This is a genomic window from Mycolicibacterium parafortuitum (assembly GCF_010725485.1).
Taxonomy (GTDB): domain Bacteria; phylum Actinomycetota; class Actinomycetes; order Mycobacteriales; family Mycobacteriaceae; genus Mycobacterium.
Window position 1 is genome coordinate 2,764,534 of sequence record NZ_AP022598.1, and the last position, 24,977, is coordinate 2,789,510.

Below are 24,977 nucleotides of genomic sequence, written 5' to 3' on the forward strand. Positions count from 1 at the left end.
CGGTCCTCTCGTGGAACTCCGCGTCCGACTATGACACCACTCATGTCGCGGCAACAAGGATGTAGCACAAGCGTTTCGGCCCGGAAATCTGCGCGGGGAACCCCTCTCGGGACAAGTCTCCGGCGGAAGGTGGACCATGACAGACAGTGCCCGGCATGCGGCGATGGTTCTGTGGAACGGCATAGGCAGGCGGGATTTCCTGCGTGCCGTCGCGGCGGTCAGTGCGGGTGCCGGCGTCGCCGTCCACGGCCGCGACGGACTTCGCCATTCTGCAGCCGGGCGCCGGTGATCCCGTCGGTGACCACTACCTGCAGTCGATGCCCGACGAGGTGTTGTGGGGCTACGTGCCCACCGTGCACGCCGATCCGGTGCTACGGATGGCCTCGGGCCAGACGGTGACCGTCGACGCGGTCAGCCACGAGGGAATCCTGGAAGACCAGGGGCGGGATCCGGTCGCGTACTTCGGGTCCAAGGGCGTCTCGCAGGCCGAGGTGCTCGAGGATGCGATCGCGATCGCCGCCGAATACGACCGCACGCCGAGGAATTTCGACAAGGACGGGCCGCACGTGGTGACCGGGCCGGTCTTCGTCGAGGGTGCCCAGCCCGGGGACGTCCTCAAAATCGAGATCCTGCAGGCGATTCCGCGGGTTCCGTATGGGGTGGTGTCCAGCAGGCACGGCAAAGGGGCGCTCGCCCGCACCGCCGACGGCGGACCTCCCGCCGGGATCGCCCTCGCCGAGGTGATGCCGCCCGTCGACACCGACGGCAGGCCGAGTGAGGACCCGATGCGCTACGGCAACGTGTCGACGTTCACCGCGGTCGAAGACGGGCACGGGGTGATGAGCTACGGACCCGCCCAGGTGCGGTTCCCGTTGCGCCCGTTCATGGGCATGATGGGGGTGGCCTACGCCCAGGACACCGAGATCACCGCCGCGGCAGCCAATTCGATCCCGCCCACCGTCGGCGGCGGAAACATCGACATCCGGTTGCTCGGGGAGGGCGCCACACTGTTCCTGCCGGTGTTCGCCGAGGGCGCGCTGTTCTACGTCGGTGATCCGCACATGGCCATGGGCGACGGAGAAGTCGCGCTGACCGCGATGGAGGGATCGCTGCGCGGCACCTACCGGTTGACCGTGTGCAAGCCCGGTTCGGGGGACGCACCGTCGGTCGCCTACCGCTATCCGTTCGGTGAGACGGCCGACGCGTGGGTGCCGGTCGGTCTGTCCGACCCCGACGGATCGATCGGCGGCCAGGAATCCGACCTGGACGTCGCGATGAGACAGGCGGTGGTCAACGCACTCGACTTCCTCGAGGCCGACCGCGGGATGGACCGCGCCACCGCCTATGCGTATCTGTCGGCGGCAGCCGACTTCTCGGTGTCACAGGTGGTGGACCGCACCGTCGGAGTGCACGGCCAGATCTACAAATCCCACTTCCCGTCGGCCTGAGCGGGGGCCTCAAGCAGATCGGTGTCCCTGACGGGTGCGATCGCGATGCGCGAGATCAGACCCGCCGCGGTGGTGATTTCGATGACCGCCCACGGACGCCCACCCGGTGCGATCACGTGCACGTCGCGTCCGTTGACCCGCATCGGGGTGGCCGCGCGGATCCGGTCGGCGAAACCGCTGGTCTCCCGAGCGACGGCCGCGGCGCCGGTGATCTCGGTGGCGGTGCCGGGTGCGACCAGCGACGGGTCGACGGTGCGCACGCAGTCCGGTGCCATCAACGCGAGCATCCCGTCGAGGTCGCCGCCGGAGGCCGCGCGCAGGAACGCCGTGACGATCGCGTCATGGGCCGCAGAGTCGTGCGCGTCGACCGGGTGCGAGGCCGGGCGCAGCCGAGCCCGGGCCCTGCTCGCGTGCTTCTTCGCATTCGACGCCGTCGTGTCGAGAACGCCGGCGATCTGATCGAACGGCACGGAGAACAGATCGTGCAGTACGTAGGCCACGCGTTGCGGTGGGGTCAGGACCCCCAGCAGCACCATCAGCGCCCGCGAGATGTCTTGGCGGCGAAGGAAGTCCTCGTCGGCGGCCGAGATGACCTCGGGCTCCGGGTCGACACGTGCGGTCAGGAGTTCGCGGCGGCGACGGTCCCGGAGTTGGTCCAGGCACACCCGGGTCACCACGGTCGTCAGCCATGCCACCGGACTGTCGATCTCGGACACCGAAGCCGACTGGGCCCGCAACCATGCGGTCTGGACGGCGTCCTCGGCGTCGTGAACCGAACCCAGCAGCCGGTGCGCGACCGCCAGCAGTCGCGGGCGGGACGCCTCGAATTCGGAATCGAATGTCATCGTCGGTCACCTTCCGCCCGTGCCAACCGTCAACAGGGTGAAAGTCATCGATCAACAGGCTCGGGAGGAAACGTGACGAGCATACTCACGACACTGGCGGTGCTGACGGCAGCGTGCGCCACCGCGAACGCGGCCATCGCGATCGCCGATCTGGCCCGCGCCCCGTTCGTACTGGCGAACTCGGCCGAGGTCGGCGTCGCACCGCGGTGGATTCCGTACCTGGCTTGGTTGAAGATGGCGGGCGCGCTCGGCCTGCTGGCCGGCTTCGTCCTCACCCCGTGGCTCGGGTTGGCCGCCGCGCTCGGCCTGACGGCCTTCTTCGTCGGCGCGGTGGCGGTGCATGTGCGCACCGGGGTGCTGCACAACATCGCGTTTCCGGCGACATACCTGGTGCTATCCGTCGCGGCACTCGGCTATTTCGCCCTCACCGCAGACGCCCTGTGAGGGGCTCCCGTCAACTTTGTTGGGGCTGTCGAACTTTCCTGGTCGAGATCCCAAACTTATTGGGAGAGACGGTGTTTCGCCGCGGTTGAGTTGCGGGGTCGGCGTTGGCGCGTGTACGGTGGCTGCAACGAAGGGGAGTAGCCCCCAATCGGCAATCGACATACTGGCCTGACGGCGTTCGCGTCTGGGGTCCGGTTGTCCGGACCGGTCACCGACCGGTGGGCGAGACCTTCGGCCGCAGACCGTACTTGGCTGCCGGCCGGAGGCGTCTCCACGTTTCTCCAGCCGTGGCCCTCGACACGAGGAGCATCGTGTTCGCCGCACTGCTGTTGAGCTTCGCCGTCATCTTCGTCGCCGAGTTGGGGGACAAGACCCAGCTGGTGGCGATGATGTTCGCCCTGCGCTACCGCTGGTGGGTGGTGCTGGCCGCGATCACGTTCGCGACCACGCTGGTGCATGTGCTGTCGGTCGCCATCGGGCACTACCTCGGCGCGGCGCTGCCCGGCCATCTGCTGGGCCTGATCGCAGGCGCGATGTTCGTGTTCTTCGGGCTGTGGACGCTGCGCGGAGACAGCCTGTCCGACGACGAGACGTCGCGCGCGGCCAAGGCGACCGCACCTGCGTTCTTCGTCGTCACGTCGGCGTTCGTGCTCGCCGAGCTCGGGGACAAGACGATGCTCGCGACGGTCACGCTGGCCTCCGACAACAACTGGCTGGGCGTGTGGGTCGGTTCGACGCTGGGCATGGTGGCCGCGGACGGGCTCGCCATCGTGGTCGGTGCGGTGCTGGGCAAGAAGCTGCCCGAGCGGTCCATCCAGATCGGCGCCGCGGCGCTGTTCCTGGTCTTCGGCGCCTACATGCTGATGGAGAACGCGTTCCCGGCGCTGCCGGTCCTGCTCGTCGGCGCGATCTCGGTGGCGATCGTGCTGGCACTGGCCGGGCTGGTGCGGACGCTGCCGGAACGCATGCGGCCCCCGGTGCTCCGCCCGCAGCCGGCACCCGACGAGGTCGACGCCTGAATCAGATCGCGACGACCGAGCGGATCGCGATCTGATCGGTCTCGCAGTGCCGGCATGTCAGCGGCCGCACCTTGAGCCGGACGTTGGCGATCCGCAGTGCCCGCCGGCACATCGGATACGGGCAACCACACGACAGCGTCACCCACCACTGCGCCGGGTGGGCCAGCGGACCGCAGAACTTGCGGCAGGTGCACTGGATTTCCGGGTCGAAGTCCAGTTCCGCCAGCGACGGTTCGTGCAGTGTGGTCACGGGGACCAAGGCTAAAGTTCTGGTCGAGACTTTTGCGGGAGGCGCGCGCGAGCGATGTCGGCCGAACTCCGGGTCAGCGCCGACCGGTGACATGGGAGGCGGCGTCGCCCGGCAGCCGCAGTGTTTCCACCAACGTGAGCGCCATCAGCCCGCCGAGCGCCAGGAACGTCCACGAATAGGACGTCGTCACGGTCAGCAGCAGCGCGGCGACGGCGATCCCCAGCCCCGCACCGAGCTCCTGCACCGTCGCGTTCAGCGTATTGGCGTGCGTCAACTCGTCACCGTCGACGTCGGCGAACGCGAGGCTGTTGTACGCGGTGAAACCGATGGACCGCAGCGCACCGCTGACGTAGAGCGCGGCAGCGATCACCACGACGGGGGTGCCCGGCTCAAGCAGAGCCAGCACGCCGAACCACCCCACCGACAGGATCGCGTTCACCACCAGCACCCGTTTGATGCCGAAGCGTCGCATCAGCGGCGTGGTCAACGGTTTGATCGTCACGTTTCCCAGGAACAGCGCGGCCACCATCGAGCCGGCGGTGAACGCCGACCAGCCGAACTCCAACTGGAACATCAGGGGCAGCAGGAACGGCACCGCGGTGATCACGAGGCGGTACAGCGAACCCCCGGACACCGTGATCCGCAACGTGCGCACCCGCAGTACCGACAGCCGCACCAACGGGGACGCCGCGCGCCGCAGATGCCACAGCGCTCCGCCCAGCAGGATCACCGCGGCGACCAGGCCGACGCCGACGAACGTCCAATCGGTGCCGCTGACCCGGATGTGTTCCAGCGCCATCAGCGCCGCGGCGATCCCGGCGCCGACCAGCAGCAGGCCTTTCCAGTCCAGCGGCCTCGGGGTCGGGGACGGCGCGCCGCGAATCAGCTTGAACGCCAACATCAGTCCGACGATGCCGACGGGGATGTTGACCAGGAAGATCCACCGCCACGACCCCAGGGTGGCGATGGCCCCGCCGAGCACCGGCGCGACCACCGGGGCGGTCAACGCGGGCCAGGTCAGCAGAGCGATCGCCCGCACCAGGTCGGCTTTCGCGCTGAACCGCAGCACGGCGAGCCGGCCGACGGGCACCATCATCGCGCCGCCCACGCCCTGCAGCACGCGCATCGCCACCAGCATCCCCAACGAGGTGCTCAACGCACATCCGAGCGACGCCACCGTGAACACGACCACCGCGGTGAGGAATACCGGTCGGATGCCGAACCGGTCGGCCATCCAACCGCTGGCCGGGATCAAGACGGCGGCGGTGAGCAGATAGCAGGACACCGCGACGTTCACGTCGACGGGGGCGACTCCGAAGGTGTCGGCGATGGCCGGAATTGCCGGCGCCATGATGGTGGCGTCCAGGATCTCCATGAACATGGCGCCGGCCACCAGAAGTGCCATGCCCCGCGGGAACGACGGCGACGGGGCGGCTGACGACACGGGATCCAAACCTAGACCGGTGCCGGTGGCGGCGCCCGCCGGGCGGCTCAGTTGCAGTCGAGGGACACCGCGACCTTGCGCCGCGGCACCACGGTGAACACGTTGAAATCGTCGTCGTCGACGAAGAACTGCTGTGCCGGGGCCGGCAGGCTACGCACCCCGGACACTGTGCATTCCGACAGCGGTGCGTTTCCGACCCGGCTGATCCGTACGTCGACACCCTGCGCGCGCAACTGGTCGATGGTCGTCTGCGCGTTTTCGGCGTGCGCGGGGGAGGCGAGGGCGAGCGCGGCGGCCAGCGGCAGCAGACCTGCGGCGAGGGTTTTTCTCATGGTGTGACTCCTTGCGACGGTGCGGCGGTGATGTCTGGCCGCGATGGATGACACCAATCGTCGTGACCCGGCACGGGCAGTGCTTGGAGTTTGCGTGGAGATCGGGTGGAGAACTCCCGGTGACTTACGTCAGCCGGTGACCACGTGGTCGTAGGTCGGGCAGTACGCGCTCACCGCGGCGGTCATCAGGTGCGTGGCCTGGTATTCGTCGACGCCCTCACCCAACAGGTTGGCGATGATGTCGGCCCGGATGCGGGCCGGGTCGACGTTGTTCGCCGACCCTTCGGCGACGACGTCACAGACGTTGTTGCCGGCCTCGACGGCCTCCTCCGCGGTGGCGAACTGAAGTCCGAGATGCGCGACGGCGGCGAGGAACGCGGCATCGGCGTCGGTGGCGTTACCGACCGGGGCGAGGGCAAGCGCGACGGCGCCTGCCGAGACGAGCGACAGCCCGATGTTGTGCGCGCGCATACAGCCTCCTGGGAAAGGTCTGTGCGGATGGTAGCCGCGGGTACGAGGCGGACCCGGGATTTGCGCGTCCGGCGCCGACGAGTCGGATTGTCCTCTGACGTCGGCTCTTCGCTACCCTGTAGGCGGTTGTCGCGGGTTCGACACCGGGTTCAGACTGCAGCCTCCCGCCGATGATGTACTCCGCGCTGACCGGGGTACACGACGAGACGAGGCTTTTTACGTGCAGCAATTCACCGAACATGAGGTCGACGGTGTGGCAGTTGTCGTGGCCGTCGGTGCCGTGGACATGCTGACGGCGCCGCAGCTGCAGGACGCGATCACAGCCGCGGCGCAGCGCAAGCCGTCCGGCCTCGTCGTGGACATGACGCAGGTGGATTTCCTGGGTTCTGCCGGGATGCAGGTACTGATGATCACGCGAAAGCACCTCGACGCCGGCATCACATTCGCGGTCGTCGCCGACGGTCCGGCGACGAGCCGACCCCTGAAGATCACCGGCATCACCGACTACGTGGACGTGTATCCGACACTCGACATCGCGCTGCGCAATATGGCCGGCTGAGAAAAGACGTCGGGCTCGGTCACCTGCGCAGGTAGATTGGGCTGTAATGACCGTCACGTCGATACGCAGCAGGTCTGCCGACTGTCGAAGCTTCTCCATCGCCTCGACGTCGCTGGTCCTGTCGTGCCGGACCGAAGGGTCGGGTGCCGACCGGCACACGACGGTCTCGGTCGGCGGGGAGATCGACGCGCACAACGCCAAGCAGTTCGCCCACCTGGTGCGCGAGGCCGCAGCCGGTTCCGCGGCACTCGTCCTCGATCTGACCGAGGTGAACTTCCTGGCGTTCGACGGCGCATCGGCGCTGTATGCGATCAGTGCACACCTGGCCCGTGAGGACGTCGGATGGTGCGTCGTACCGAGCCCGGCGGTGACGCGCGTGGTGAAGCTCTGCGATCCCGAAGGCCTGATCCCGCTACGGGAGATCCCGTCGGTGCGCGGCGTCAAACCGGCCTGATCTGAGCCGGCGGCGGATTTGCTGTCGTGTCGCTGTGTGATCTGCCGCTCACTTTGCCCGGCAAACCTAAGAATTCATCTTCGGGCAATCTTCGTCACACCCCGCCGAGGCACTTGCCGGCGAACCTGCCGGCGCAGCTCAGAGGGTGATTCCGTATTGCTAACAAAATGTAACGGTGTGATAACGAAGAAATTATTAAGCGCAGTCTGAGAAGGCGTGCCGCAATTCGCCGGCTGCGCCATTTCGCTTGTGCCGACCTTGATTTCGCGTGGCTACACTCGGTTCAGACCGCTTCCGAACCGGAAGCGAAATGCCGAGACAGGCCCGGAATCTAGTGCCCGGTAGAGCTTACCGGCGGAGGTACCCAGACATATGGCTAACTTTTCGCTGCCCGTGGGGCGCGTGTTGCACAACCGCAAAAACGTTACTGATGGGGTCGACGAGTCTGTTGTGAACACTCCGGCCGGCGACGTGGTGCTTGAGCGCCGGGTCACCTCGGCGCGCGGCCCGATCGGCGATGTCGCCGCCGGCAGCGGCGGCGTGGTCATCGCCAACGCCGGTGACGACACCGTCTCGGTGCTCGACCCCGCGAGCCTGCGGATGTCCGGCGCGATCGCCGTCGACGGGGAACCCATCGCGGTGGCCGTCGCCGACGACCGCGCCTACGTGGCGGTCGCCGCCGACAGCCACGACGCGGTCGCCGTGATCGACCTCGGCACCCACACCGTGACCGCGACCTATCCCGTCGCATCCGGGGTGACCTCGCTCGCGGTCAGCCCCGACGGCAAGCGGGTCTACGTCGGACGGACGGCGCAGGATCGCGTCGACGTCGCCGTCATCGACGTCACCGCCGAGCGCGTCGGCACCATCGGGATCGGACGCGGCCCGGCCGCCAACATCGACGCGATGATCGCCGATCCGAACGGCAAGCGGCTCTATCTCGGCGTCACCGACACCGACGGCAGCCGGCTGATCGTCGTGGACGTGGAGACCAACCGGGTCGGCCGCGTCGTACCCGTCGGCGCCCCGATCCGCGACCTCGGTTACGCGGGGGACACCGTCTACGTGCTGACCTCCGACCGCGCGGTCGGAGGTGCCGTGCACGTCGTCGACCTGGCGACGCTGCGGATCACCGACTCGGTCAGCCTCGGTGGAGCGCCCACGCAGCTCGTGATAAGCGCCGACCAGACGCGGGCCTACATCGTCGACTACGACCGGGTGGCGATGCTGTGCACGCTGTCCCTCGACGTGGTCGACTCGTTGCGCGTCGATGCCCGGCCGTCCTGCGTGACCCAGAGCGTGGACGGCACCCGACTCTACATCGCCGACTACGCCGGCGGCGTCAGTGTCTTCTCGGTCGAGTCGTCGATCGAGACGCTGTACAACCAGTTCCTCGCGACCGATCCGATCGCGGCGCACCCGCCGCGCATCCTGCAGGCCGCCGGGGTCTAACGCCACTGGTAGCGGGTCTTCGGCCGGCCCGCCCCGCCATAGTCGGTCTGCCTGCGCACCGTGCCCTCATCGGCCAGTCGCTCCAGGTACCGCCACGCGGTCACGCGTGAGACGCCGACCTGCCTGGCGACCGCGTCGGCGGTGACACCGTCGGCGGAATCCCGTACCGCGCGGGCGATCTCGTCGTTGGTTCCCGGGGCGGCACCCTTGGGTGCAGCCGCCCGGTCGGCTCCGATGCGCAGCTCCGAGAGTGCACGGTCGACTTCGGCCTGACTGGCCGCATCCGTCCCGGCCGGCAGCGCCTCCCGGTAGCGGCGGTAGCGTTCCAGCCGTTCGCGGAACGCGGCGAAGGTGAACGGTTTGAGCAGATACGCTAGCGCGCCGTGCCCGACGGCGGCACGCACCATCTCCAGATCCCGTTCAGAGGTGATCGCGATGATGTCCGGTGCCGGCCGCAGCCCGGACAGCGCCGACGCCAGCGAGATCCCGCTGGCGTCGGGAAGACCGATGTCGAGCAGCACCAGATCGATCGGCGCGTCGGACGCCGCGGCCTCGGACGCGGCCCGCATCGCGTCGCGCGCGGTGTGGGCGACCGCCGCGACCGAAAAGCCGTCGAGCCGAGCCAGATACGCCTGATGCGCCTCGGCGATCAACGGCTCGTCCTCGACGATCAGAACGGTGATCACGGCATCTCCTCGGGCACCGTCGCGGTGACCACCGACCCGTAGCTCACATCCGCCGTCAACGTCCCGCCGTGGCGTTTGACCACCTGGGCCACCAACGCCAGCCCGAGGCCGTGCCCGCCGGCGTCGGCGCCGGCCTTGGTCGAGTATCCGCGCCGCATCGCCTGCTCGAATGTCCGCTCGTCCATGCCGTTTCCACTGTCGGCGACCTGGATCAGCAGTCGGCCGTCGCGCTGGTTGATCGTCACCTCGACCCACGGGTTCTCCGGATCGCAGGCGTCCATCGCGTTGTCGATCAGATTGCCCGCGACGGTGACCATCTCCTGACCGGACAGCAGCAGAGCCTCGCTGTCCGAAGGCAATTCGGTGTCCTCGGTGACGGTCAGCTCGATACCGCGCTCGCCGGCCTGAGCGGCCTTGCCCAGCAGCAGCGCCACCACGGCGGGTTCACCGACGGCCGCCGACAACCGGTCGACGAGCCGCTGGGACAGGTCGAGTTCGGCGGTCGCGAACCGCACCGCGTCGTCGGCCCGGCCCATCTCGACCATCGTGACGACGGTGTGCAGCTTGTTCGCGGCCTCGTGCGCCTGGGCGCGCAAGGAGTCGGTCAGCACCTTGAGCGAGTTGAGTTCGCCGAGGGCGCCCTGCAATTCGGTCCGGTCGCGGATCGTGACGACCTCGGATCCTTTCGTGCCGTTCTGCACCGGGGAGCGGTTGACCACCAGCACGCGGTCTTCGGTGACATGGATTTCGTCGCGGGCGCCGGGGTTGTACGTGCGCAGGAATTCCGGGAGGTCGGCAGGCGTGACCCGGCCGTCGGGCAGCGACAGCAGTCGGCGGGCCTCGTCGTTGACCAGCGCCACGCCGCTGGGGTTCTCCGCGTCGAGCACGATGAGGCCCTCCGACACCGAGTGCAGGATCGCGTCGTGGTGGTCGTACATCACCCGCAGCTCGGCGGGTGCCAGGCCGCGGGTCTGGCGCAACAGGCGGCGCCGGATCCCCCACACCCCGGCCAGTGAGATCACCAGTGCGCCAACGCCGACCGCCGCGATCACGGGCCACTGCGCGCGCCAGCGTTCGGCCAGGCTCTGCTGCAGGATGCCCGCGGCGACGAGCCCGATGACCCGGTTGTCGGCGTCGTAGACCGGCACGATGGCGCGGATGGACGGTCCGAGTGTTCCGGTGTAGACCTCGGTGAACGATTCCCCGCGCAGCGCCGGTTCGATCGTGCCGAGGTACTCGCCGCCGATCTGGGCCGGATCGGTGTGCGTGTACCGGGTCCGGTCGGGCGCCATGATCGTGATGAACGCGATGTCGGTGCTGCGGCGCACCAACTCCGTGACCGGCTGCAGGGTTTCGGTGGCGTGGCCCTCCTCGATCGCCTGCGCGGTCGACGGCGAATCTGCCAGCGCGGTCGCGATGCCCAGCACCTGGTCTCTGGCGGCGGCATCTCCGTCGCGGCGGGCATCGAACAGCGCCAGCGCACTCCCTGCCATCACGACCACCGCGATCACCAGGACCTGCAGCGCGATGGCCTGGCCGGCCAGCGACCTCGGCCACGGCATCCGGTGCCCTGGTCGCATCGGCGCACCCTCCGTCGTGAACGTAATGAACTAAACCGTGACCTGGGTCACGTCGTCGGTGAGCATCTTTCCAGACCTGATCGCCGAGCTGTGTGCCTAAGGAGTTCCGATGACCACCACGATGGACAGGCCCGCCTCCGGGCCGGTACCCGAACCGCCGAAGCGGCGCGACCGCACCCACTGGCTCTACATCGCCGTGATCGTGGCGGTGGTCGCCGGGGTCGGGGTCGGCATCCTCGCGCCCGACGTCGGCAAGAGCGTCGGGGTGCTCGGGACGATGTTCGTCGCGCTGATCAAGATGATGATCGCGCCGGTCATCTTCTGCACGATCGTGCTGGGCATCGGATCGGTGCGCAAGGCCGCGACGGTCGGCAAGGTCGGCGGGCTCGCCTTCGTCTACTTCCTGGCGATGTCGACGTTCGCGCTGGCCATCGGCCTCGTCGTCGGCAACATCCTGCATCCGGGCACCGGCCTCAACGTCACCGACACCGCGGGCAAGGGCGCCGAACTCGCCGACAAGGCGCACGAGGCCGGCGGCCTGATGGACTTCGTCCAGGGCATCATCCCGACGTCGATGTTCTCGGCGCTGACCGAGGGCAGTGTGCTGCAGGCGTTGTTCATCGCGCTGCTGGTCGGTTTCGCCCTGCAAGGGCTCGGCGCCGCGGGCCAGCCCATCCTGCGCGGTATCGAGCATCTGCAGAAGCTGGTCTTCAAGGTGCTGGTGATGATTCTGTGGCTGGCCCCGATCGGTGCCTTCGGTGCGATCGCCAACGTCGTCGGCCAGACCGGCTGGGCCGCCGTCGGCCAACTGCTGGCGTTGATGCTGGGCTTCTACCTGACCTGTGCGATCTTCGTGTTCGGCGTGCTCGGCGCGCTGCTGCGGGTGGTGTCGGGGGTGTCGATCTTCAAGCTGGTCCGCTACCTGGCCCGCGAGTACCTGCTGATCGTGTCGACCTCGTCGTCGGAATCGGCGCTGCCGCGCCTGATCGCGAAGATGGAGCATCTCGGTGTCGACCGCTCGACCGTCGGCGTCGTCGTCCCGACCGGCTACTCGTTCAACCTCGACGGCACCGCGATCTACCTGACGATGGCGTCGCTGTTCATCGCCGGCGCACTGGGCGACCCGCTGTCGGTGGGTGAGCAGATCGGCCTGTTGGTGTTCATGATCGTCGCGTCCAAGGGTGCGGCGGGGGTGACCGGCGCCGGGCTGGCGACGCTGGCCGGCGGCCTGCAGGCCCATCGTCCGGACCTGCTCGACGGGGTCGGGTTGATCGTCGGCATCGACCGGTTCATGTCCGAGGCGCGGGCGCTGACCAACTTTTCGGGTAATGCGGTCGCGACGCTGCTGGTCGGATCGTGGACGCACACCCTGGACAAGGACAAGGTGGATTCCGTTCTGGCAGGCAGGGATCCGTTCGACGAGCTCACGATGCTGGATTCGGATCACGGCTCGCGTGTCGAAGAACCGGCGCAGGAGAAAGCCCCTGCGGCGGTGTAGGGCACACGCAGGAAAGCCCGGTCGGATCCCTCGCCGGCCGGGCTTTCTGCTGTCCCCACCCCCTCGCGAGCAGACACAAACTCGCGGCGACACGCGTCGACACGCCGGAGTTTGCGTCTGCTCGCGGGAGAAAGGGGAGGGGCTACCGCTCGGCGCGCTGGTAGGCCGTCACCACGGCGGCGCCGCCGAGACCGATGTTGTGCTGCAGTGCCGCGGTCACACCGTCGACCTGACGCTTGTCGGCGGTGCCGCGCAACTGCCAGGTCAGCTCACTGCACTGGGCCAGACCGGTCGCCCCCAGCGGATGACCCTTCGAGATCAGCCCGCCGGACGGGTTCACCACCCAACGTCCGCCGTAGGTGGTGTCGTTGTCGTCGATGAGCTTCGGCGCCTCGCCGGGCCCGCACAACCCGAGGGCCTCGTAGAGCAGCAGTTCGTTGGCCGAGAAGCAGTCGTGCAGCTCGATCACCTGGAAGTCCTCCGGACCCAGCCCCGACTGTGAGTAAACCTGCTGTGCGGCTTGGACATTCATGTCGTAACCGATGATGTTGGCGGCGCTGCCGTCGAACGTCGACGCGAAGTCGGTGGTCATCGACTGGCCGACGATCTCGACCGCCTGCCCGGCAAGGTCGTGGCGGGCCACGTAGTCCTCACCGGCCAGTACCACCGCCGCCGAACCGTCGGAGGTCGGCGAGCACTGCAGCTTGGTCAGCGGATCGGAGATCATCTTCGCCGCCAGGATGTCGTCGAGGGAGTACTCGTCCTGGAACTGGGCGTACGGATTGTTCACCGAATGCTTGTGGTTCTTGAATCCGATCTTCGCGAAATGCTCGGCGGTGGTGCCGTACTTCTTCATGTGCTCGCGCCCCGCCGCGCCGAACATCCACGGCGCCACCGGGAAGGCGAACTCGTCGATCTCGGCGAGCGCCTTGACGTGACGTCCCAGCGGGGACTCCCGGTCCTGGGCCCCGCCGCCCAGCGAGCCCGGTTGCATCTTCTCGAAGCCCAGCGCGAGCACACAGTCGGCGAGGCCTCCGCGGATCGACTGGGCGGCGAGGTAGAGCGCCGTCGACCCGGTCGAGCAGTTGTTGTTCACGTTGACGATCGGGATGCCCGTCATGCCGAGTTCGTAGAGTGCCCGCTGTCCCGACGTCGAGTCACCCGAGCAGTAGCCGACGTAGCCCTGCTGGATCTCGGTGTAGGCGATCCCGGCGTCCTCGAGCGCCTTGGTGCCCGACTCGCGGGCCATATCGGGATAGTCCCAGCCTTCCCGCCGGCCCGGCTTCTCGAACTTCGTCATCCCGACGCCGATCACGAACACCCGCTTCATACCTGTCCCTTCGCCACGTTGCGTTTCTCAGGGCACGTTAGCGCGGACCGGGGGAGATCCGGTCGGCAGTCCGCCTCGAAATGGTGGTTCCGTTCCCGGGTTCGAGATCCTGGTGTAGACCTAAGTAGAACGTGTTCTAGTTCGATGCTCCGGAAGGAGACGAGATGGCGCTGCGTGTCGTGCAGTGGGCGACCGGCGGGGTCGGTGTCGCGGCGATCAGGGGTGTGCTCGCGCATCCCGATCTCGAACTGGCGGGCTGCTGGGTCCATTCCGCGGACAAGGCCGGCCGCGACGTCGGCGACATCGTCGGCACCGGGCCGCTGGGGGTGACCGCCACCAACAGCATCGACGACATCCTGGCGCTGGAGGCCGACGCGGTCATCTACACCCCGCTGCTGCCGAACCCTGACGAGGTCACCGCGTTGTTGCGGTCGGGAAAGAACGTCGTCAGCCCGGTCGGCTGGTTCTACCCGTCGGAGAAGGAGGCCGCGCCACTGCGGGCCGCCGCCGAGGACGGTGGAGTCACCCTGCACGGCACCGGAATCGCCCCGGGCGGGATCAGCGAGAAGTTCCCGCTGTTGATGTCGGCGATGTCAACCGGCGTGACTTTCGTTCGTGCCGAGGAGTTCTCGGATCTGAGGACCTACGAGGCGCCCGACGTGCTGCGGTATGTGATGGGCTTCGGCGACACCCCGGACAAGGCACTGTCGGGGCCGATGCAGAAACTGCTCGACGGCGGATTCATCCAGTCGGTACGGATGATCGTCGACGCGATGGGGTTCGCCGCCGAGCCCAAGATCCGCTCGTCGCAGGAGATCGCGGTCGCCACCGCGCCGATCGACTCCCCGCTGGGTGCGATCGAGCCCGGCCAGGTGGCCGCGCGCCGCTTCCACTGGGAGGCGCTCGTCGGCGACGACGTCGTCGTCCGGGTCACCGTGAACTGGCTGATGGGTGAGGAGAATCTGGATCCGGCATGGGATTTCGGTCCCGAAGGGCAGCGCTACGAGATGGAAGTGCGGGGCAACCCGGACTTCACCGTGGTGATCAAGGGATTCCAGTCGGAGTTCGGCGAGCACGGGCCCGAATCGGGGATCGTCGCGACCGCGGCGCACTGCGTGAACTCGGTGCCCGCCGTATGCGCCGCGCCGCCGGGGATCAGCACCTACCTCGACCTGCCCTTCATCAGCGGCAAAGCCGCATCCGCCCTCGGTACGGGTCCGAGGTGACTACCATCGGAGGATGGCTGTCGCCCGTGCGATGACGCCCTGCCCTGGCCCCGGCGAAGAGTCGCCCTGATGTGCCGGCTGTTCGGTCTGCACGCCGGCAAGCCCGTCTCGGCGACGTTCTGGTTGCTCGACGCGCCGGACAGTCTTGCCCAGCAGAGCCACAAGAACCCGGATGGCACCGGGATCGGGGTGTTCGAACCCTCCGGTGCTCCGATGGTGTCCAAGCAGCCGGTCGCGGCGTGGACGGATCCCGAATTCACGCGCGAGGCCGTCGAATACACCGGAACGACGTTCATCGCCCACGTTCGCTACGCCACGACCGGCGCGCCGGACGCGGTCAACACCCACCCGTTTCTTCAGGACGGCAGGCTCTTCGCGCACAACGGACAGGTGGAAGGTTTGGACGCGATGGACGCGCGGCTCGTCGAGCTGTCCGCGCGTGATCTGGTGCGGGGGAAGACCGACTCCGAGCGGGTGTTCGCGCTCATCACCGCGTCGGTGCGCCGTCACGGCGGCGACGTCGGGGCGGGGCTGGTGGAGGCGATGACCTGGATCGCCGGCAACGTCCCGCTGTACGCGGTCAACATCCTGCTGTGCACGGCGACGGAGATGTGGGCGCTGCGCTATCCCGACACCCACGACCTGTTCATCCTCGACCGGCGCCGTCCCGCCGAGCATGCGGAGTTCGAATTGCGCAGCAACAGGATTCACGCCCGGTCGGAGCACCTGATGGATTCACCCTCGGTGGTCTTCGCGACCGAGACCATGGACGGCGACCCCGCCTGGCGACTCCTGGAGCCGGGTGAGCTGGTGCACGTCGGACCCGACCTGGAGATCAGCAGCGTGGCCGGCGCGATACCCGAACCCCGCCACCATCTCACCCTCGCCGAGCTGAATCCCGCGGCCGCGGTCAGCCAGAGCGTCCGGTAGCCCGCGCACCGCGAACTAGAATCGCGGCGACCGCGGGCCAAGGCCCCGCGACAGGAAGGCAGCGTGAACAGTAACGGGACCCTGAGCGCACTCGTACTCGCCGGCGGTGGACTCGCCGGAATCGCCTGGGAGACCGGCGTGCTGCTCGGCATCGTCGAGGAAGCGCCCGAGATCGGCCACCGGCTGCTCGGCGCCGACGTCCTGCTCGGGACCTCGGCCGGCTCGACCGTCGGGGCCCAGTTGGGCAGCGGTGTGCCCCTGGAGCAGTTGTACGAGCGGCAGCTGTCCGAGGAGTACGGCGCCCACGAGATCCACCCCGGGGTGTCGATCGAGGCGATCACCGAGCTTTTCCTCAATGCGATGACCACCCCGGGCGCGTCGAAAGCGCAGAAACTTCAGAAGATCGGGACGGTCGCGGCGAGCACGGACACGGTGGACGAATCGGTGCGCCGCACGGTGATCGAGCATCGCCTTCCGTCCCATGCCTGGCCGCGGCGCGATCTGCGCGTCACCGCCGTCGACATCGACACCGGCGAGTTGACGGTGCTGACCGCGAGTTCCGGGGTCGAACTGGTCGACGCCGTCGCGGCCAGCTGTGCGGTTCCCGGGGTGTGGCCCCCGGTCACCATCGGCGGCCGGCGCTACATGGACGGCGGCGTGGCCAGCACCGTCAACATGTCCGCCGTCGCGGACTGCGCGTCCGCGGTCGCGCTGGTGCCGTCGGCGGCCGACGGCCCGTCACCGTGGGGCGCCGGCACGGCGGCCGAGATCGAGGCCTTTCCCGGTGCGACGCTGGCGGTCTTCGCCGATCACGACGCGCTGGCGGCGTTCGGGCCGAACCCGCTCGATCCGGCATGCCGGGCGCCCGCGGCGCGGGCGGGCAGGGAGCAGGGGCGCCGTGAGGCCTCGCGGCTGGCCGATTTCCTGTCAGGACTCTGAGTCCGCGCGCTCCAACGTGTCCAGCGCGACGCTGGCCAATTCCTGCCCGATCTCGATGACCTCGGCGGCACGGTGGAAGTCGAGACTGCGGCACACCGTGCGCGGAACCTCGATGAGCAGGTCCGGCGGATAGGCCGCGAGGATATGGCGTGCCAGCGCGGCCTGGGCGATGTCGATGACACGGTTCATCACCTCGAAACTGCCCAACTTCGGCAGCTCGTGCCCGGTGGTGGTCTCCACCGCCTCGTCGAGGGGTTCGTCGTCGGCCGCGACGAACCGGCCCAGCACCGCGCGCCCGGTCGGGGTCTCCAGCAGTGAGCGCGCGGTCTTGTTGTCGAACAACGACGAACTGCTGCGCCACATCCGGCTGAGCCAGTCGGTCGTGGGCTGGTGCGCGTCCTGCACGCGTTGTTCGGTCACCGGGGCCTCACCGGCGAGGCTGACCGCGATCGTGACGTCGGCGGGTGCAGCGGCGATCGGGGCCATGGGCAGCGGATCCAGGATGCCCCCGTCGCCGAGCAGTCGCCCGTCGAGCACGTGCGGGGTGATCAGACCGGGGATCGCGATCGAGGCCCTGATCGCATCGTCGACCCGGCCGCGCTGCATCCACACCGACTTTCCCGTGACCAGGTCGGTCGCCACCGAGGTGTACGGGATCGGCAGCTCCTCGATGGTGACGTCGCCCAGGATGTCGCGGACGGCGTCGAGGATCTTGCCCGCCCTGAGCACGCCGGCCGAGGTGATCGACGGATCGAGCAGCCGTAGCACCGCACGTTGGGTCAAACTGCTTGCCCAGAGCGTGAATTCGTCGAGCTTGCCGGCTGCCTCCAACCCGCCGACGAGCGCTCCCATCGACGAGCCGGCGATCCCGACCACCTCGTGGTCGCGCTCGCGCAACTCGTTGAGGACTCCGATGTGGGCGTAGCCGCGTGCTCCGCCGCTGCCCAGCGCCAGTGCGACCCGCATCTGCTCATTCTGGCCTAAATGAAAGGGTGGCGCCCCGTTGACATGCAGCCATATGGCTGCCTATCGTCGGACATGTAGCCACAAGGCTGCATATGTGGGAGAACTAGAGGCATGGACGAGGTGTTCCGCGCGCTCGCCGACCCGAGTCGGCGGCGTCTTCTCGACAGCTTGAACGCCCGCAACGGGCAGAGCCTGAGAGAACTGTGCGCCGGGCTGGACATGGCCCGGCAATCGGTGAGCAAGCACCTGAAGGTGCTCGAGGAGGCCAACCTCATCAGCATCGTGTGGCAGGGCCGGGAGAAACTGCACTACTTGAACGCCGAACCCATCAACGCCATCGCCGACCGCTGGATCAACCACTACGACCGACTGCGGGCGCAGACGCTCGCGGACCTGAAAACAGCATTGGAGCGAAAGTCCATGGCGCACAACACCGATTTCGTCTACACCACCTACATCAGGACCACCCCCGAACTCCTCTGGCAGGCCGTCACCGACCCGGCGTTCTCGGAGCGCTACATGGGCCACGGCCTGGTGACCGATTGGAAGGTGGGCTCGACGTTCCAATGGCGCGACGGCGAGTTGAACATCGCCGGACCCGAGCAGGTCGTGCTCGAATGCGACCCCTACCGCAGGCTGGCGTTCACCTTCCACACCTTCACCAAGGAGCTGACCGCGGTCGGGCTGTCCGAAGAGGTCATCGAACGGGCCGCGGCCGAACCGCGGTCGACAGTCGCATTCGACATCGAACCGGTCGACGACGGCCGGGTGAAGCTCACCGTGACCCACACCGGGTTCCCGGAGGAAAGCATTGTGCGCCAGCTGGTCTCAGGCGGCTGGCCGTCGAAGCTGTCGGACCTCAAGAGCCATCTGGAGAAGCAGCCCGCAGCACTGAGCAGCTAGCCGCACAGCGCGTCGGCGGCTGCCTCCACGGCGACGATGACCGCGGCCTGCCGGCCGGGTGACAGATCGGGCCACGGTGTGCCGAACGTCGCGGGCCCGGCCGTCGGCTGCGTCTGCAACGTCTTGAGATAGGGCTCGATCTGCGACCGCGGATCACCGCCCTGCTGGTCCATCCAGGTCTTCGCGGCCAGGCAGGCCTGGAAGTAGTCGTCCTCGGTCGACTCCGCTGGCGCGTCGACCGCGGTGGTCACCCCGCCCGGGGACACCCCCGGCGCCGTCGCCTGCCCGGCCGGTGGGGACTGCGAAACGGGGCTCGACGTGGGTGCGGGAGTGTCGGTCGGTGTCGCGCACGCCGCGGTCGCGGCCAGTGCGACGACAGTGCCCGCGGCCCGGGCCAGGAGGGACCGTTGCATGCCGCCAATGTAGGCAACCGGGGAGCAGATGGGGAGATCAGGATGCCAACTGCGGGTTTTTAGATTCACCGTGAGGTTAAGGTCCGCAGGTGGCGAGCGTGCCCCGGCCTGTGGAACACTGGCCGGGTGATCGACGTGACGCGAACCCAGGAGTGTTGTCCGGCCTAGCGCCGACCCCCTGATCCTTCGTTTCGTCCGTCTTTGGAGTTCCCCCATGAGCCTGGCTCCCACCCGTCTGCGTCCTGCCGACCTTCTGCACGTCACCGACCGCTTCGCCGACGACGTCCTCGGCGGAGACTTCGACCATCTGCTGCCCGCCGGCGGCCCGCCCACCAGCGAACGGTGGTTCACCCGCCTGCACGGCACCGACGAGCTCGACGTCTGGCTGATCAGCTGGGTGCCGGACCGCGCGACCGAACTGCACGACCACGGCGGCTCGCTCGGTGCGCTGACCGTCGTCTCCGGCGCGCTGCGCGAAACCCGTTGGGATGGTGAGGCGCTGCGCAACCGCACGCTGGTCGCCGGTGACCAGGCGGCATTCCCCCTCGGCTGGGTGCACGACGTGGTCTGGGCCCGCGAGAGCGTGACCGCGGGCGGGATCGCGACTTCGGTAAGCCCCGTGCCCACCCCCACTCTCAGCGTGCACGCGTATTCTCCGCCGCTCACGGTGATGTCCTACTACGAGGTGACCGACCGCAATACGTTGCGCCGCAAGCGCACCGAGCTCACCGACAAGCCGGAGCACGACTGATGCCCAGCCGTATCGACAAGGTCCTCGACGACGCACGGGCCAAGCTGACCCGGTTGTCCGCCGATGAGGTGCCCGCTGCGCTCGACCGGGGTGCCGTGCTCGTCGACATCAGGCCCGCGGCACAGCGGGCCGCCGAAGGCGAGATCGGCGCCGCGCTGGTCATCGAACGCAACGTCCTGGAGTGGCGGTGCGATCCGACCAGCGACGCCCGCATCCCGCAGGCCGTCGACGACGACGTCGAGTGGGTCATCCTGTGCTCGGAGGGCTACACCTCAAGCCTGGCCGCGGCGTCGCTCAAAGACCTCGGCCTGCGCCGCGCCACCGATGTGATCGGTGGCTATCACGCTCTCAAAGAGGTTCTGGACTAGGAGTTCTCGTCGCTGCGCAGCAGTCCGCGCAGTCTCTCGGTCTTCTCCGGGGTCCAGCCCGGCGGCTGCAGGATCGCCGCCCAGGCGTTCGCGACGTTGCGGACGTAGACGTGGCCGTGTCCGTCGGGCACGTCGACGGCCACCGCCATGTCCGCCGACACCTGCAGGAACGTGACGACCGGGATCCACTCCATGTCGGGCGACACATCCGAGCCCCGCGCCTCGCGCAGCCAGTCCGGTTTGGCGAACAGCAGTTCGGTGTTCCACCACGCGATCGGGTCCGATGCGTGCTGCAGATACACCACCCTGGGCTGCCCCCACGGATCAGTCGGGCGCCCAAGGTCTTTGGGGTCCGCGACGAATCGGACGTTCTCGCCGCGGTCGTAGACCGGCAACCACTCCGGTGAATGGGGATCGCGGTTGCGGGTCAGGTCCTCCCAGATCGTGTTGTTGAACGTCGGACCGCTGAACAGCGCGCCGTCGGTACGCGCGATCAGGTTGTTCAGCGCGAGGAACGGCGCCTCACCGCCGAAGCTGCCGAGGCTCTCGCCGAACACGACCAGTTTCGGCCGCTCGGCCTCGGGCATCTCCCGCACCAGCGCGTCGACCGCCTCGAACAGCGCCTGACCCGCCTGCCGGGCGTTCTCCTTGTCCACGAGGAACGACAACCAGCTGGGCAGGAACGAGTACTGCATCGACACGACCGCGGTGTCGCCGTTGTACATGTACTCCAGCGCGGACGCCTCGGCCTCGTTGATCCAGCCGGTGCCGGTCGTGGTCGCGACCGCGACGACGGCCCGGTCCAGGCCGCCGGTGCGCAGGAGTTCCTGCGCGGCGAGCTCTGCGGTCTCCTTGATGCCGTCGGCGGAATGCAGCCCGGCGTAGGCGCGGATCGGTTCGACGGCCGGGGTGCCGTTGAACTCGGTGAGCTCCTCGACGGTCGGGCCGCCGGAGATGAACACCCGGCCCTGATGTCCCAACGATTCCCAGCTGACCAGCGATTCGGGTCCGCCAGAACGCAACGGCGACGTCGGTGCCGGATTGTCGGGATCGGTCTCGTCGTTGACCGCCGCGAAGGTCTTGTTGATCGTGCTCATCGCGAACCGCACCACGACACCGTTGAGCAGTGCGACGGTCAGCGCGAGCAGCAGTGCCACCACGATGACGGCGGCGATCCTCGGCGGCGCCACCCGGTCGACCTGCCGCACCAGGAAGCGCACCAGACGCCCGACCAGCTGGCCGATCTCGACCAGCACGAACAGCGCCACCACCGAGATCGCCGCGGCCAGCGGGTAATCCCAGAACCCGAGCCGCGGCACCCCCATCAGGTCGCGGACGTCGTCCTGCCAGCTGTGGAACCGGAAGATCATCACCACCAGGCCGACCAGGCCCGCCGCGACCAGCACCGTCCACGCCCAGCGCGGTGCTGGCGGACTGGTGTCCTTGGACCGCATGTACCGCACCAGCCACACCGAGAACACCCCGAGGGCGTACCCGGCAGCGCCGGCGCCGCCGCTGACCAGGCCCTGGAACAGCGGCCCGCGCGGCAGCAGCGACGGTGTCAGCGACAGGAACAGGAAAACCAGACCGACCGCGGTGCCGGTGAAGGTGTAGTGCCGGACCCACCAGCTGCGCCGGACCTGCGCGCGTGTCTGCGGGGTGGCCCCGGTCTCGGGGGCCGTCTCAGTCGGCGCAGGGTCGTGCTCAGCGGTGGACGCGGTCTCGGTCACGCATGAACTTTAGCGATGCGTGAAGTTCGGCGACCGCTTCTCGGCGAACGCGGTCATGCCCTCGGTCTGGTCGTCGGTGGCGAACGCGGAGTGGAACAGCCGGCGCTCGTAGAGCAGGCCCTCCGTCAGCGTCGTCTCGAACGCGCGGTCGACGGCCTCCTTGGCCATCCGCGACGCCGACAGCGACATGCCCGCGATCGTCTGCGCGACCGACCTGGCCTCCTCGAGCAGCGAGTCGGCGGGCACGACGCGAGACACCAGGCCCGCCCGCTCGGCCTCCTCGGCGTCCATGTTGCGGCCGGTCAGGATCAGATCCATCGCCTTGGCCTTGCCGATCGCGCGGGTGAGCCGCTGGGAGCCGCCCATACCCGGGAGCACGCCGAGCTTGATCTCGGGCTGGCCGAACTTCGCGCTGTCCGCGGCGATCAGGATGTCGCACATCATCGCGAGTTCGCAGCCGCCGCCGAGCGCGTAGCCGGCGACCGCGGCGATCGTCGGGGTGCGGGTCGCGGCGAACTTGCCCCACGCGGCGAAGAAGTCCGAGGAGAAGACGTCGGCGAACGACAGGCTCGCCATCTCCTTGATGTCGGCGCCCGCGGCGAACGCCTTCTCGTTGCCGGTCACGATGATCGCGCCGACACCCGGATCCGCGTCGAGTTCGGCTGCGGCAGTGGTGACTTCGTTCATCACCTGGGTGTTGAGCGCGTTGAGCGCCTTCGGGCGGTTCAGCGTGATGGTGGCCACGCGATCGTCGCGCTCGACCAGGATGGTCTCGAAAGTCATGACTGCTCCTCGAATTCGATGTCGGGATCGGCGGAGACGAAGTACGCCTCGATGTCCTCGGCGGTCACCTCCTGCAGCGTCGCCGGCGACCACTGCGGGTTCTTGTCCTTGTCGATGAGCAACGCCCGGATGCCCTCGACCAGATCGTGTGTGCGCAGGGACGCGACCGAGGTCCGGAACTCCTGGCGCAGCACGTCTTCCAGTGTGGCGAGCTTCGTGGCCCGGCGGAGGCCTTCCAGCGCGACCGACGCGGCGACGGGGGAGCGCGACGCGATCAGGTCGGCGGCTGCGCGGGCCTCCTCGGCGCCGTGTGAGCGCAGCGCGGCGACGATGTCGGCGACGGTGTCGCCGGCGTAGCACTGGTCGATCCACTCCCGCTGCGCCTCCAGCGGGCTCGGCGGCGGCTGCTGCGCGTACGCGGCGACCGCGGCGTCGACCCCGTCGGCCTCGACTGCGGCGATGAACGCCTCCACCTGGTCCTGGGGGACGAAGTGATCGGCGAAGCCCATCACGATCGCGTCCGCGCCGGAGAACGGGGCGCCGGTCAGCGCCGCGTGCACCCCCAGCAGTCCCGGGGTGCGCGCCAGGATGTAGGTGCCGCCCACGTCGGGGATGAAGCCGATACCGACTTCGGGCATCGCCATCTTGGTGGTCTCGGTGACCACCCGCACGCTGCCGTGCGCGCTGATCCCGACCCCGCCGCCCATCGTGATGCCGTTCATGATCGCGACGTAGGGCTTCGGGTAGCGCCCGATGTAGGAGTTCAGCAGGTACTCGTCGTGCCAGAACTCGCGCGACGCGGCCCCGCCGGCCTTGGCGTCGTGGTAGATCGCGACGACGTCACCGCCGGCGCAGAGTCCGCGCTCGCCGGCGCCGGTGACCAGGACCGCGGTGACGGCGTCATCGGTCTCCCAGGCCTTGAGCGCCTTCGCGATCACGGTGACCATCGGATGAGTCAGCGAATTGATCGCCTTCGGACGGTTCAGCACGATCCTGCCGACGCCGCCACTGACGGTTACTAGGACGTCCTCGTTTTCGACCACGGAATGCAATGTAGATCGTCTCCCGTCCCCGGGGGTGCCCGGGTAAGGTTTCCTGGGAACGCCCTGGGAAGTTGCTTCGCTGAAAATGACCTCAGCGGGAACTGCCCGGGAAGCTCGAACGTTGCCCTTGTGATCGTCACAGGGCGAGACCACTCGAGACACAACACAGGAAGGAACCGACGGTGCGCGAAAGCAGCAACCCGGTATTCCGCTCACTGCCCAAACAGCAGCAGGGCGGCTACGCGCAATTCGGTACCGGAGCCGCCGCCGGCTACGGTGCGCAGACGGTCCACGCCGATCCGTACACGGCGCAGCAGTACCCCGATCAGCAGCAGCGAGGTGTCTCCCGCGCGCTGACGATCGACGACGTCGTGATGAAGACCGGCATGACGCTCGCCGTGCTGACCGCGGTCGCGGTCGTCTCGTACTTCCTCGTCAGCCAGAACCTCGGCCTGGCCATGCCGTTCACCCTCGTGGGTGCGCTCGGCGGCCTGGCGCTGGTGCTGGTCGCGACCTTCGGCCGCAAGCAGGACAACCCGGCGATCGTGCTGAGCTACGCCGCACTGGAGGGCCTGTTCCTCGGTGCGGTTTCGTTCGTGATCGCCAACATCGCCTCCGTCGGCGGCGTCGGCATGATCGCGCAGGCGATCGTCGGCACCCTCGGCGTGTTCTTCGGCATGCTCGTGGTCTACAAGACCGGCGCCATCCGCGTCACCCCGAAGTTCACCCGCATGATCGTCGCCGGCCTGTTCGGTGTCGTCGCGCTGATGCTGCTCAACCTGGTGCTGGCGCTGTTCGGTGTCGGTGGCGGCGCGGGCCTGGGCCTGCGTGACGGCGGCATGCTCGCCATCGGCTTCTCGCTGCTGTGCATCGGCCTGGCCGCGTTCAGCTTCCTGATCGACTTCGACGCCGCCGACCAGATGGTCCGCGCCGGCGCTCCGGAGAAGGCCGCATGGGGCATCGCGCTCGGCCTGACCGTCACCCTGGTCTGGCTGTACCTCGAGATCCTGCGTCTGCTGAGCTACTTCAACAACGACTAGCAGTATCGCCAGAGAAAGGGCGTCCACGAACGTGGGCGCCCTTTTTCGCGTGCGAGTGCTGCCGCGAGAGTGC

At 68.3% G+C, this 24,977-nt stretch carries 26 protein-coding genes and 1 pseudogene; 14 read left to right on the forward strand and 13 right to left on the reverse strand.

Features of this window, described 5'->3' with window-relative positions:
* The first annotated feature begins 136 nt into the window (after positions 1-136).
* A pseudogene (locus NTM_RS13300) lies at positions 137-1,448 on the forward strand (acetamidase/formamidase family protein).
* Here the strand turns inward: NTM_RS13300 and NTM_RS13305 are convergent.
* The gene (locus NTM_RS13305; protein ID WP_163766563.1) at positions 1,421-2,293 is read right to left on the reverse strand and encodes a sigma-70 family RNA polymerase sigma factor; all 873 of its coding nucleotides are present in this window, start codon (positions 2,291-2,293) and stop codon (positions 1,421-1,423) included. The pseudogene NTM_RS13300 and the gene NTM_RS13305 overlap by 28 nt on opposite strands.
* Before the next feature lie 72 nt (positions 2,294-2,365).
* On the opposite strand from NTM_RS13305, the gene NTM_RS13310 reads away from it, so the two are divergent.
* Positions 2,366-2,737 (forward strand): DoxX family protein, encoded by a 372-nt coding sequence (locus NTM_RS13310; RefSeq protein ID WP_104864062.1) that lies wholly within the window; start codon positions 2,366-2,368, stop codon positions 2,735-2,737.
* A 311-nt stretch (positions 2,738-3,048) separates the two neighbouring features.
* A complete protein-coding gene (locus tag NTM_RS13315) occupies positions 3,049-3,756 on the forward strand; it encodes a TMEM165/GDT1 family protein (RefSeq protein WP_163769477.1) in 708 nt (235 codons plus the stop codon).
* Position 3,757: 1 nt separating this feature from the next.
* Here the strand turns inward: NTM_RS13315 and NTM_RS13320 are convergent, their stop codons facing one another.
* The 4 genes from NTM_RS13320 to NTM_RS13335 all read right to left on the reverse strand — a co-directional run bounded on the left by NTM_RS13320 (position 3,758) and on the right by NTM_RS13335 (position 6,253).
* Entirely contained in the window at positions 3,758-4,006 is a 249-nt protein-coding gene (locus tag NTM_RS13320) for a hypothetical protein (protein WP_083144059.1), read from the reverse strand.
* A 73-nt stretch (positions 4,007-4,079) separates the two neighbouring features.
* Entirely contained in the window at positions 4,080-5,411 is a 1,332-nt protein-coding gene (locus NTM_RS13325) for an MFS transporter (protein ID WP_163769478.1), read from the reverse strand.
* Positions 5,412-5,497: 86 nt separating this feature from the next.
* Complete coding sequence (locus NTM_RS13330; RefSeq protein WP_104864058.1) at positions 5,498-5,782, reverse strand: hypothetical protein; 285 nt, start codon at positions 5,780-5,782, stop codon at positions 5,498-5,500.
* A gap of 129 nt (positions 5,783-5,911) precedes the next feature.
* Complete coding sequence (locus NTM_RS13335; protein ID WP_163766564.1) at positions 5,912-6,253, reverse strand: DUF732 domain-containing protein; 342 nt, start codon at positions 6,251-6,253, stop codon at positions 5,912-5,914.
* A gap of 220 nt (positions 6,254-6,473) precedes the next feature.
* Between NTM_RS13335 and NTM_RS13340 the strand changes: the two genes are divergently transcribed.
* The 3 genes from NTM_RS13340 to NTM_RS13350 all read left to right on the forward strand — a co-directional run bounded on the left by NTM_RS13340 (position 6,474) and on the right by NTM_RS13350 (position 8,718).
* Positions 6,474-6,812 (forward strand): STAS domain-containing protein, encoded by a 339-nt coding sequence (locus tag NTM_RS13340; protein WP_163766565.1) that lies wholly within the window; start codon positions 6,474-6,476, stop codon positions 6,810-6,812.
* 46 nt (positions 6,813-6,858) lie between these two features.
* A complete protein-coding gene (locus NTM_RS13345; RefSeq protein WP_104864055.1) occupies positions 6,859-7,266 on the forward strand; it encodes an STAS domain-containing protein in 408 nt (135 codons plus the stop codon).
* Between the two features lie 372 nt (positions 7,267-7,638).
* Positions 7,639-8,718 carry an MmpL3/TtfA transport complex stabilizer gene (locus NTM_RS13350; RefSeq protein WP_179963932.1) on the forward strand — a complete coding sequence of 360 codons (1,080 nt, stop codon included), beginning with the start codon at positions 7,639-7,641 and terminating at the stop codon, positions 8,716-8,718.
* On the opposite strand, the gene NTM_RS13355 is transcribed toward NTM_RS13350, so the two are convergent.
* Both NTM_RS13355 and NTM_RS13360 read right to left on the reverse strand, forming a co-directional pair.
* Positions 8,715-9,404 (reverse strand): response regulator, encoded by a 690-nt coding sequence (locus NTM_RS13355; RefSeq protein WP_163766566.1) that lies wholly within the window; start codon positions 9,402-9,404, stop codon positions 8,715-8,717. The genes NTM_RS13350 and NTM_RS13355 overlap by 4 nt on opposite strands.
* On the reverse strand, positions 9,401-10,984 hold the full coding sequence (locus NTM_RS13360) for a sensor histidine kinase (protein ID WP_163766567.1): 1,584 nt from the start codon (positions 10,982-10,984) through the stop codon (positions 9,401-9,403). Before NTM_RS13360 ends, NTM_RS13355 begins: the two co-directional genes overlap by 4 nt.
* 109 nt (positions 10,985-11,093) lie before the next feature.
* Here NTM_RS13360 and NTM_RS13365 point away from each other — a divergent pair, with 109 nt between their 5' ends.
* A complete protein-coding gene (locus tag NTM_RS13365) occupies positions 11,094-12,482 on the forward strand; it encodes a cation:dicarboxylate symporter family transporter (protein WP_163766568.1) in 1,389 nt (462 codons plus the stop codon).
* A 142-nt stretch (positions 12,483-12,624) separates the two neighbouring features.
* Here NTM_RS13365 and NTM_RS13370 read toward each other — a convergent pair whose 3' ends face one another.
* Positions 12,625-13,812 carry a lipid-transfer protein gene (locus NTM_RS13370; protein WP_163766569.1) on the reverse strand — a complete coding sequence of 396 codons (1,188 nt, stop codon included), beginning with the start codon at positions 13,810-13,812 and terminating at the stop codon, positions 12,625-12,627.
* A 164-nt stretch (positions 13,813-13,976) separates the two neighbouring features.
* Between NTM_RS13370 and NTM_RS13375 the strand changes: the two genes are divergently transcribed.
* The 3 genes from NTM_RS13375 to NTM_RS13385 all read left to right on the forward strand — a co-directional run bounded on the left by NTM_RS13375 (position 13,977) and on the right by NTM_RS13385 (position 16,907).
* Positions 13,977-15,038: an NAD(P)H-dependent amine dehydrogenase family protein gene (locus NTM_RS13375; RefSeq protein WP_163766570.1), complete on the forward strand. Its 1,062-nt coding sequence runs from the start codon at positions 13,977-13,979 to the stop codon at positions 15,036-15,038.
* A gap of 69 nt (positions 15,039-15,107) precedes the next feature.
* Positions 15,108-15,968 carry a class II glutamine amidotransferase gene (locus NTM_RS13380; RefSeq protein ID WP_163766571.1) on the forward strand — a complete coding sequence of 287 codons (861 nt, stop codon included), beginning with the start codon at positions 15,108-15,110 and terminating at the stop codon, positions 15,966-15,968.
* 63 nt (positions 15,969-16,031) lie between these two features.
* Complete coding sequence (locus NTM_RS13385; protein WP_163766572.1) at positions 16,032-16,907, forward strand: patatin-like phospholipase family protein; 876 nt, start codon at positions 16,032-16,034, stop codon at positions 16,905-16,907.
* Here NTM_RS13385 and NTM_RS13390 read toward each other — a convergent pair.
* On the reverse strand, positions 16,896-17,873 hold the full coding sequence (locus NTM_RS13390) for a patatin-like phospholipase family protein (protein ID WP_163766573.1): 978 nt from the start codon (positions 17,871-17,873) through the stop codon (positions 16,896-16,898). The two genes, NTM_RS13385 and NTM_RS13390, sit on opposite strands and share 12 nt — an antisense overlap.
* A 111-nt stretch (positions 17,874-17,984) precedes the next feature.
* On the opposite strand from NTM_RS13390, the gene NTM_RS13395 reads away from it, so the two are divergent.
* The gene (locus tag NTM_RS13395) at positions 17,985-18,776 is read left to right on the forward strand and encodes an ArsR/SmtB family transcription factor (RefSeq protein ID WP_104864046.1); all 792 of its coding nucleotides are present in this window, start codon (positions 17,985-17,987) and stop codon (positions 18,774-18,776) included.
* Here NTM_RS13395 and lpqV read toward each other — a convergent pair.
* A complete protein-coding gene (gene lpqV, locus NTM_RS13400) occupies positions 18,773-19,189 on the reverse strand; it encodes a lipoprotein LpqV (RefSeq protein ID WP_104864045.1) in 417 nt (138 codons plus the stop codon). The genes NTM_RS13395 and lpqV overlap by 4 nt on opposite strands.
* Before the next feature lie 214 nt (positions 19,190-19,403).
* On the opposite strand from lpqV, the gene NTM_RS13405 reads away from it, so the two are divergent.
* Together NTM_RS13405 and NTM_RS13410 are read left to right on the forward strand one after the other, a co-directional pair.
* The gene (locus tag NTM_RS13405; RefSeq protein WP_163766574.1) at positions 19,404-19,940 is read left to right on the forward strand and encodes a cysteine dioxygenase; all 537 of its coding nucleotides are present in this window, start codon (positions 19,404-19,406) and stop codon (positions 19,938-19,940) included.
* Positions 19,940-20,308, forward strand: a complete 369-nt coding sequence (locus NTM_RS13410; RefSeq protein ID WP_163766575.1) for a rhodanese-like domain-containing protein — start codon at positions 19,940-19,942, stop codon at positions 20,306-20,308. Before NTM_RS13405 ends, NTM_RS13410 begins: the two co-directional genes overlap by 1 nt.
* On the opposite strand, the gene NTM_RS13415 is transcribed toward NTM_RS13410, so the two are convergent.
* The 3 genes from NTM_RS13415 to NTM_RS13425 are packed head-to-tail and all read right to left on the reverse strand — an operon-like array spanning position 20,305 to position 23,864.
* A complete protein-coding gene (locus NTM_RS13415) occupies positions 20,305-22,038 on the reverse strand; it encodes an alpha/beta hydrolase (protein WP_163766576.1) in 1,734 nt (577 codons plus the stop codon). The two genes, NTM_RS13410 and NTM_RS13415, sit on opposite strands and share 4 nt — an antisense overlap.
* A 9-nt stretch (positions 22,039-22,047) precedes the next feature.
* Positions 22,048-22,821 carry an enoyl-CoA hydratase gene (locus tag NTM_RS13420; RefSeq protein ID WP_104864041.1) on the reverse strand — a complete coding sequence of 258 codons (774 nt, stop codon included), beginning with the start codon at positions 22,819-22,821 and terminating at the stop codon, positions 22,048-22,050.
* Positions 22,818-23,864 (reverse strand): enoyl-CoA hydratase/isomerase family protein, encoded by a 1,047-nt coding sequence (locus tag NTM_RS13425; protein WP_163766577.1) that lies wholly within the window; start codon positions 23,862-23,864, stop codon positions 22,818-22,820. Before NTM_RS13425 ends, NTM_RS13420 begins: the two co-directional genes overlap by 4 nt.
* Positions 23,865-24,046: 182 nt before the next feature.
* Between NTM_RS13425 and NTM_RS13430 the strand changes: the two genes are divergently transcribed.
* The gene (locus NTM_RS13430; RefSeq protein ID WP_104864039.1) at positions 24,047-24,904 is read left to right on the forward strand and encodes a Bax inhibitor-1/YccA family protein; all 858 of its coding nucleotides are present in this window, start codon (positions 24,047-24,049) and stop codon (positions 24,902-24,904) included.
* Positions 24,905-24,977 lie beyond the last annotated feature (73 nt).

What these genes read in the sequence shown, in the direction of transcription:
- NTM_RS13370 (WP_163766569.1), bottom strand. Translation starts at nt 13,812, where the DNA reads ATGAAGCGGGTGTTCGTGATCGGCGTCGGGATGACGAAGTTCGAGAAG.
- lpqV (WP_104864045.1), bottom strand. Translation starts at nt 19,189, where the DNA reads ATGCAACGGTCCCTCCTGGCCCGGGCCGCGGGCACTGTCGTCGCACTG.
- NTM_RS13360 (WP_163766567.1), bottom strand. Translation starts at nt 10,984, where the DNA reads ATGCGACCAGGGCACCGGATGCCGTGGCCGAGGTCGCTGGCCGGCCAG.
- NTM_RS13405 (WP_163766574.1), top strand. Translation starts at nt 19,404, where the DNA reads ATGAGCCTGGCTCCCACCCGTCTGCGTCCTGCCGACCTTCTGCACGTC.
- NTM_RS13345 (WP_104864055.1), top strand. Translation starts at nt 6,859, where the DNA reads ATGACCGTCACGTCGATACGCAGCAGGTCTGCCGACTGTCGAAGCTTC.
- NTM_RS13330 (WP_104864058.1), bottom strand. Translation starts at nt 5,782, where the DNA reads ATGAGAAAAACCCTCGCCGCAGGTCTGCTGCCGCTGGCCGCCGCGCTC.
- NTM_RS13335 (WP_163766564.1), bottom strand. Translation starts at nt 6,253, where the DNA reads ATGCGCGCGCACAACATCGGGCTGTCGCTCGTCTCGGCAGGCGCCGTC.
- NTM_RS13365 (WP_163766568.1), top strand. Translation starts at nt 11,094, where the DNA reads ATGACCACCACGATGGACAGGCCCGCCTCCGGGCCGGTACCCGAACCG.
- NTM_RS13325 (WP_163769478.1), bottom strand. Translation starts at nt 5,411, where the DNA reads ATGGCACTTCTGGTGGCCGGCGCCATGTTCATGGAGATCCTGGACGCC.
- NTM_RS13395 (WP_104864046.1), top strand. Translation starts at nt 17,985, where the DNA reads ATGGACGAGGTGTTCCGCGCGCTCGCCGACCCGAGTCGGCGGCGTCTT.
- NTM_RS13305 (WP_163766563.1), bottom strand. Translation starts at nt 2,293, where the DNA reads ATGACATTCGATTCCGAATTCGAGGCGTCCCGCCCGCGACTGCTGGCG.
- NTM_RS13390 (WP_163766573.1), bottom strand. Translation starts at nt 17,873, where the DNA reads ATGCGGGTCGCACTGGCGCTGGGCAGCGGCGGAGCACGCGGCTACGCC.
- NTM_RS13350 (WP_179963932.1), top strand. Translation starts at nt 7,639, where the DNA reads ATGGCTAACTTTTCGCTGCCCGTGGGGCGCGTGTTGCACAACCGCAAA.
- NTM_RS13420 (WP_104864041.1), bottom strand. Translation starts at nt 22,821, where the DNA reads ATGACTTTCGAGACCATCCTGGTCGAGCGCGACGATCGCGTGGCCACC.
- NTM_RS13410 (WP_163766575.1), top strand. Translation starts at nt 19,940, where the DNA reads ATGCCCAGCCGTATCGACAAGGTCCTCGACGACGCACGGGCCAAGCTG.
- NTM_RS13375 (WP_163766570.1), top strand. Translation starts at nt 13,977, where the DNA reads ATGGCGCTGCGTGTCGTGCAGTGGGCGACCGGCGGGGTCGGTGTCGCG.
- NTM_RS13380 (WP_163766571.1), top strand. Translation starts at nt 15,108, where the DNA reads ATGTGCCGGCTGTTCGGTCTGCACGCCGGCAAGCCCGTCTCGGCGACG.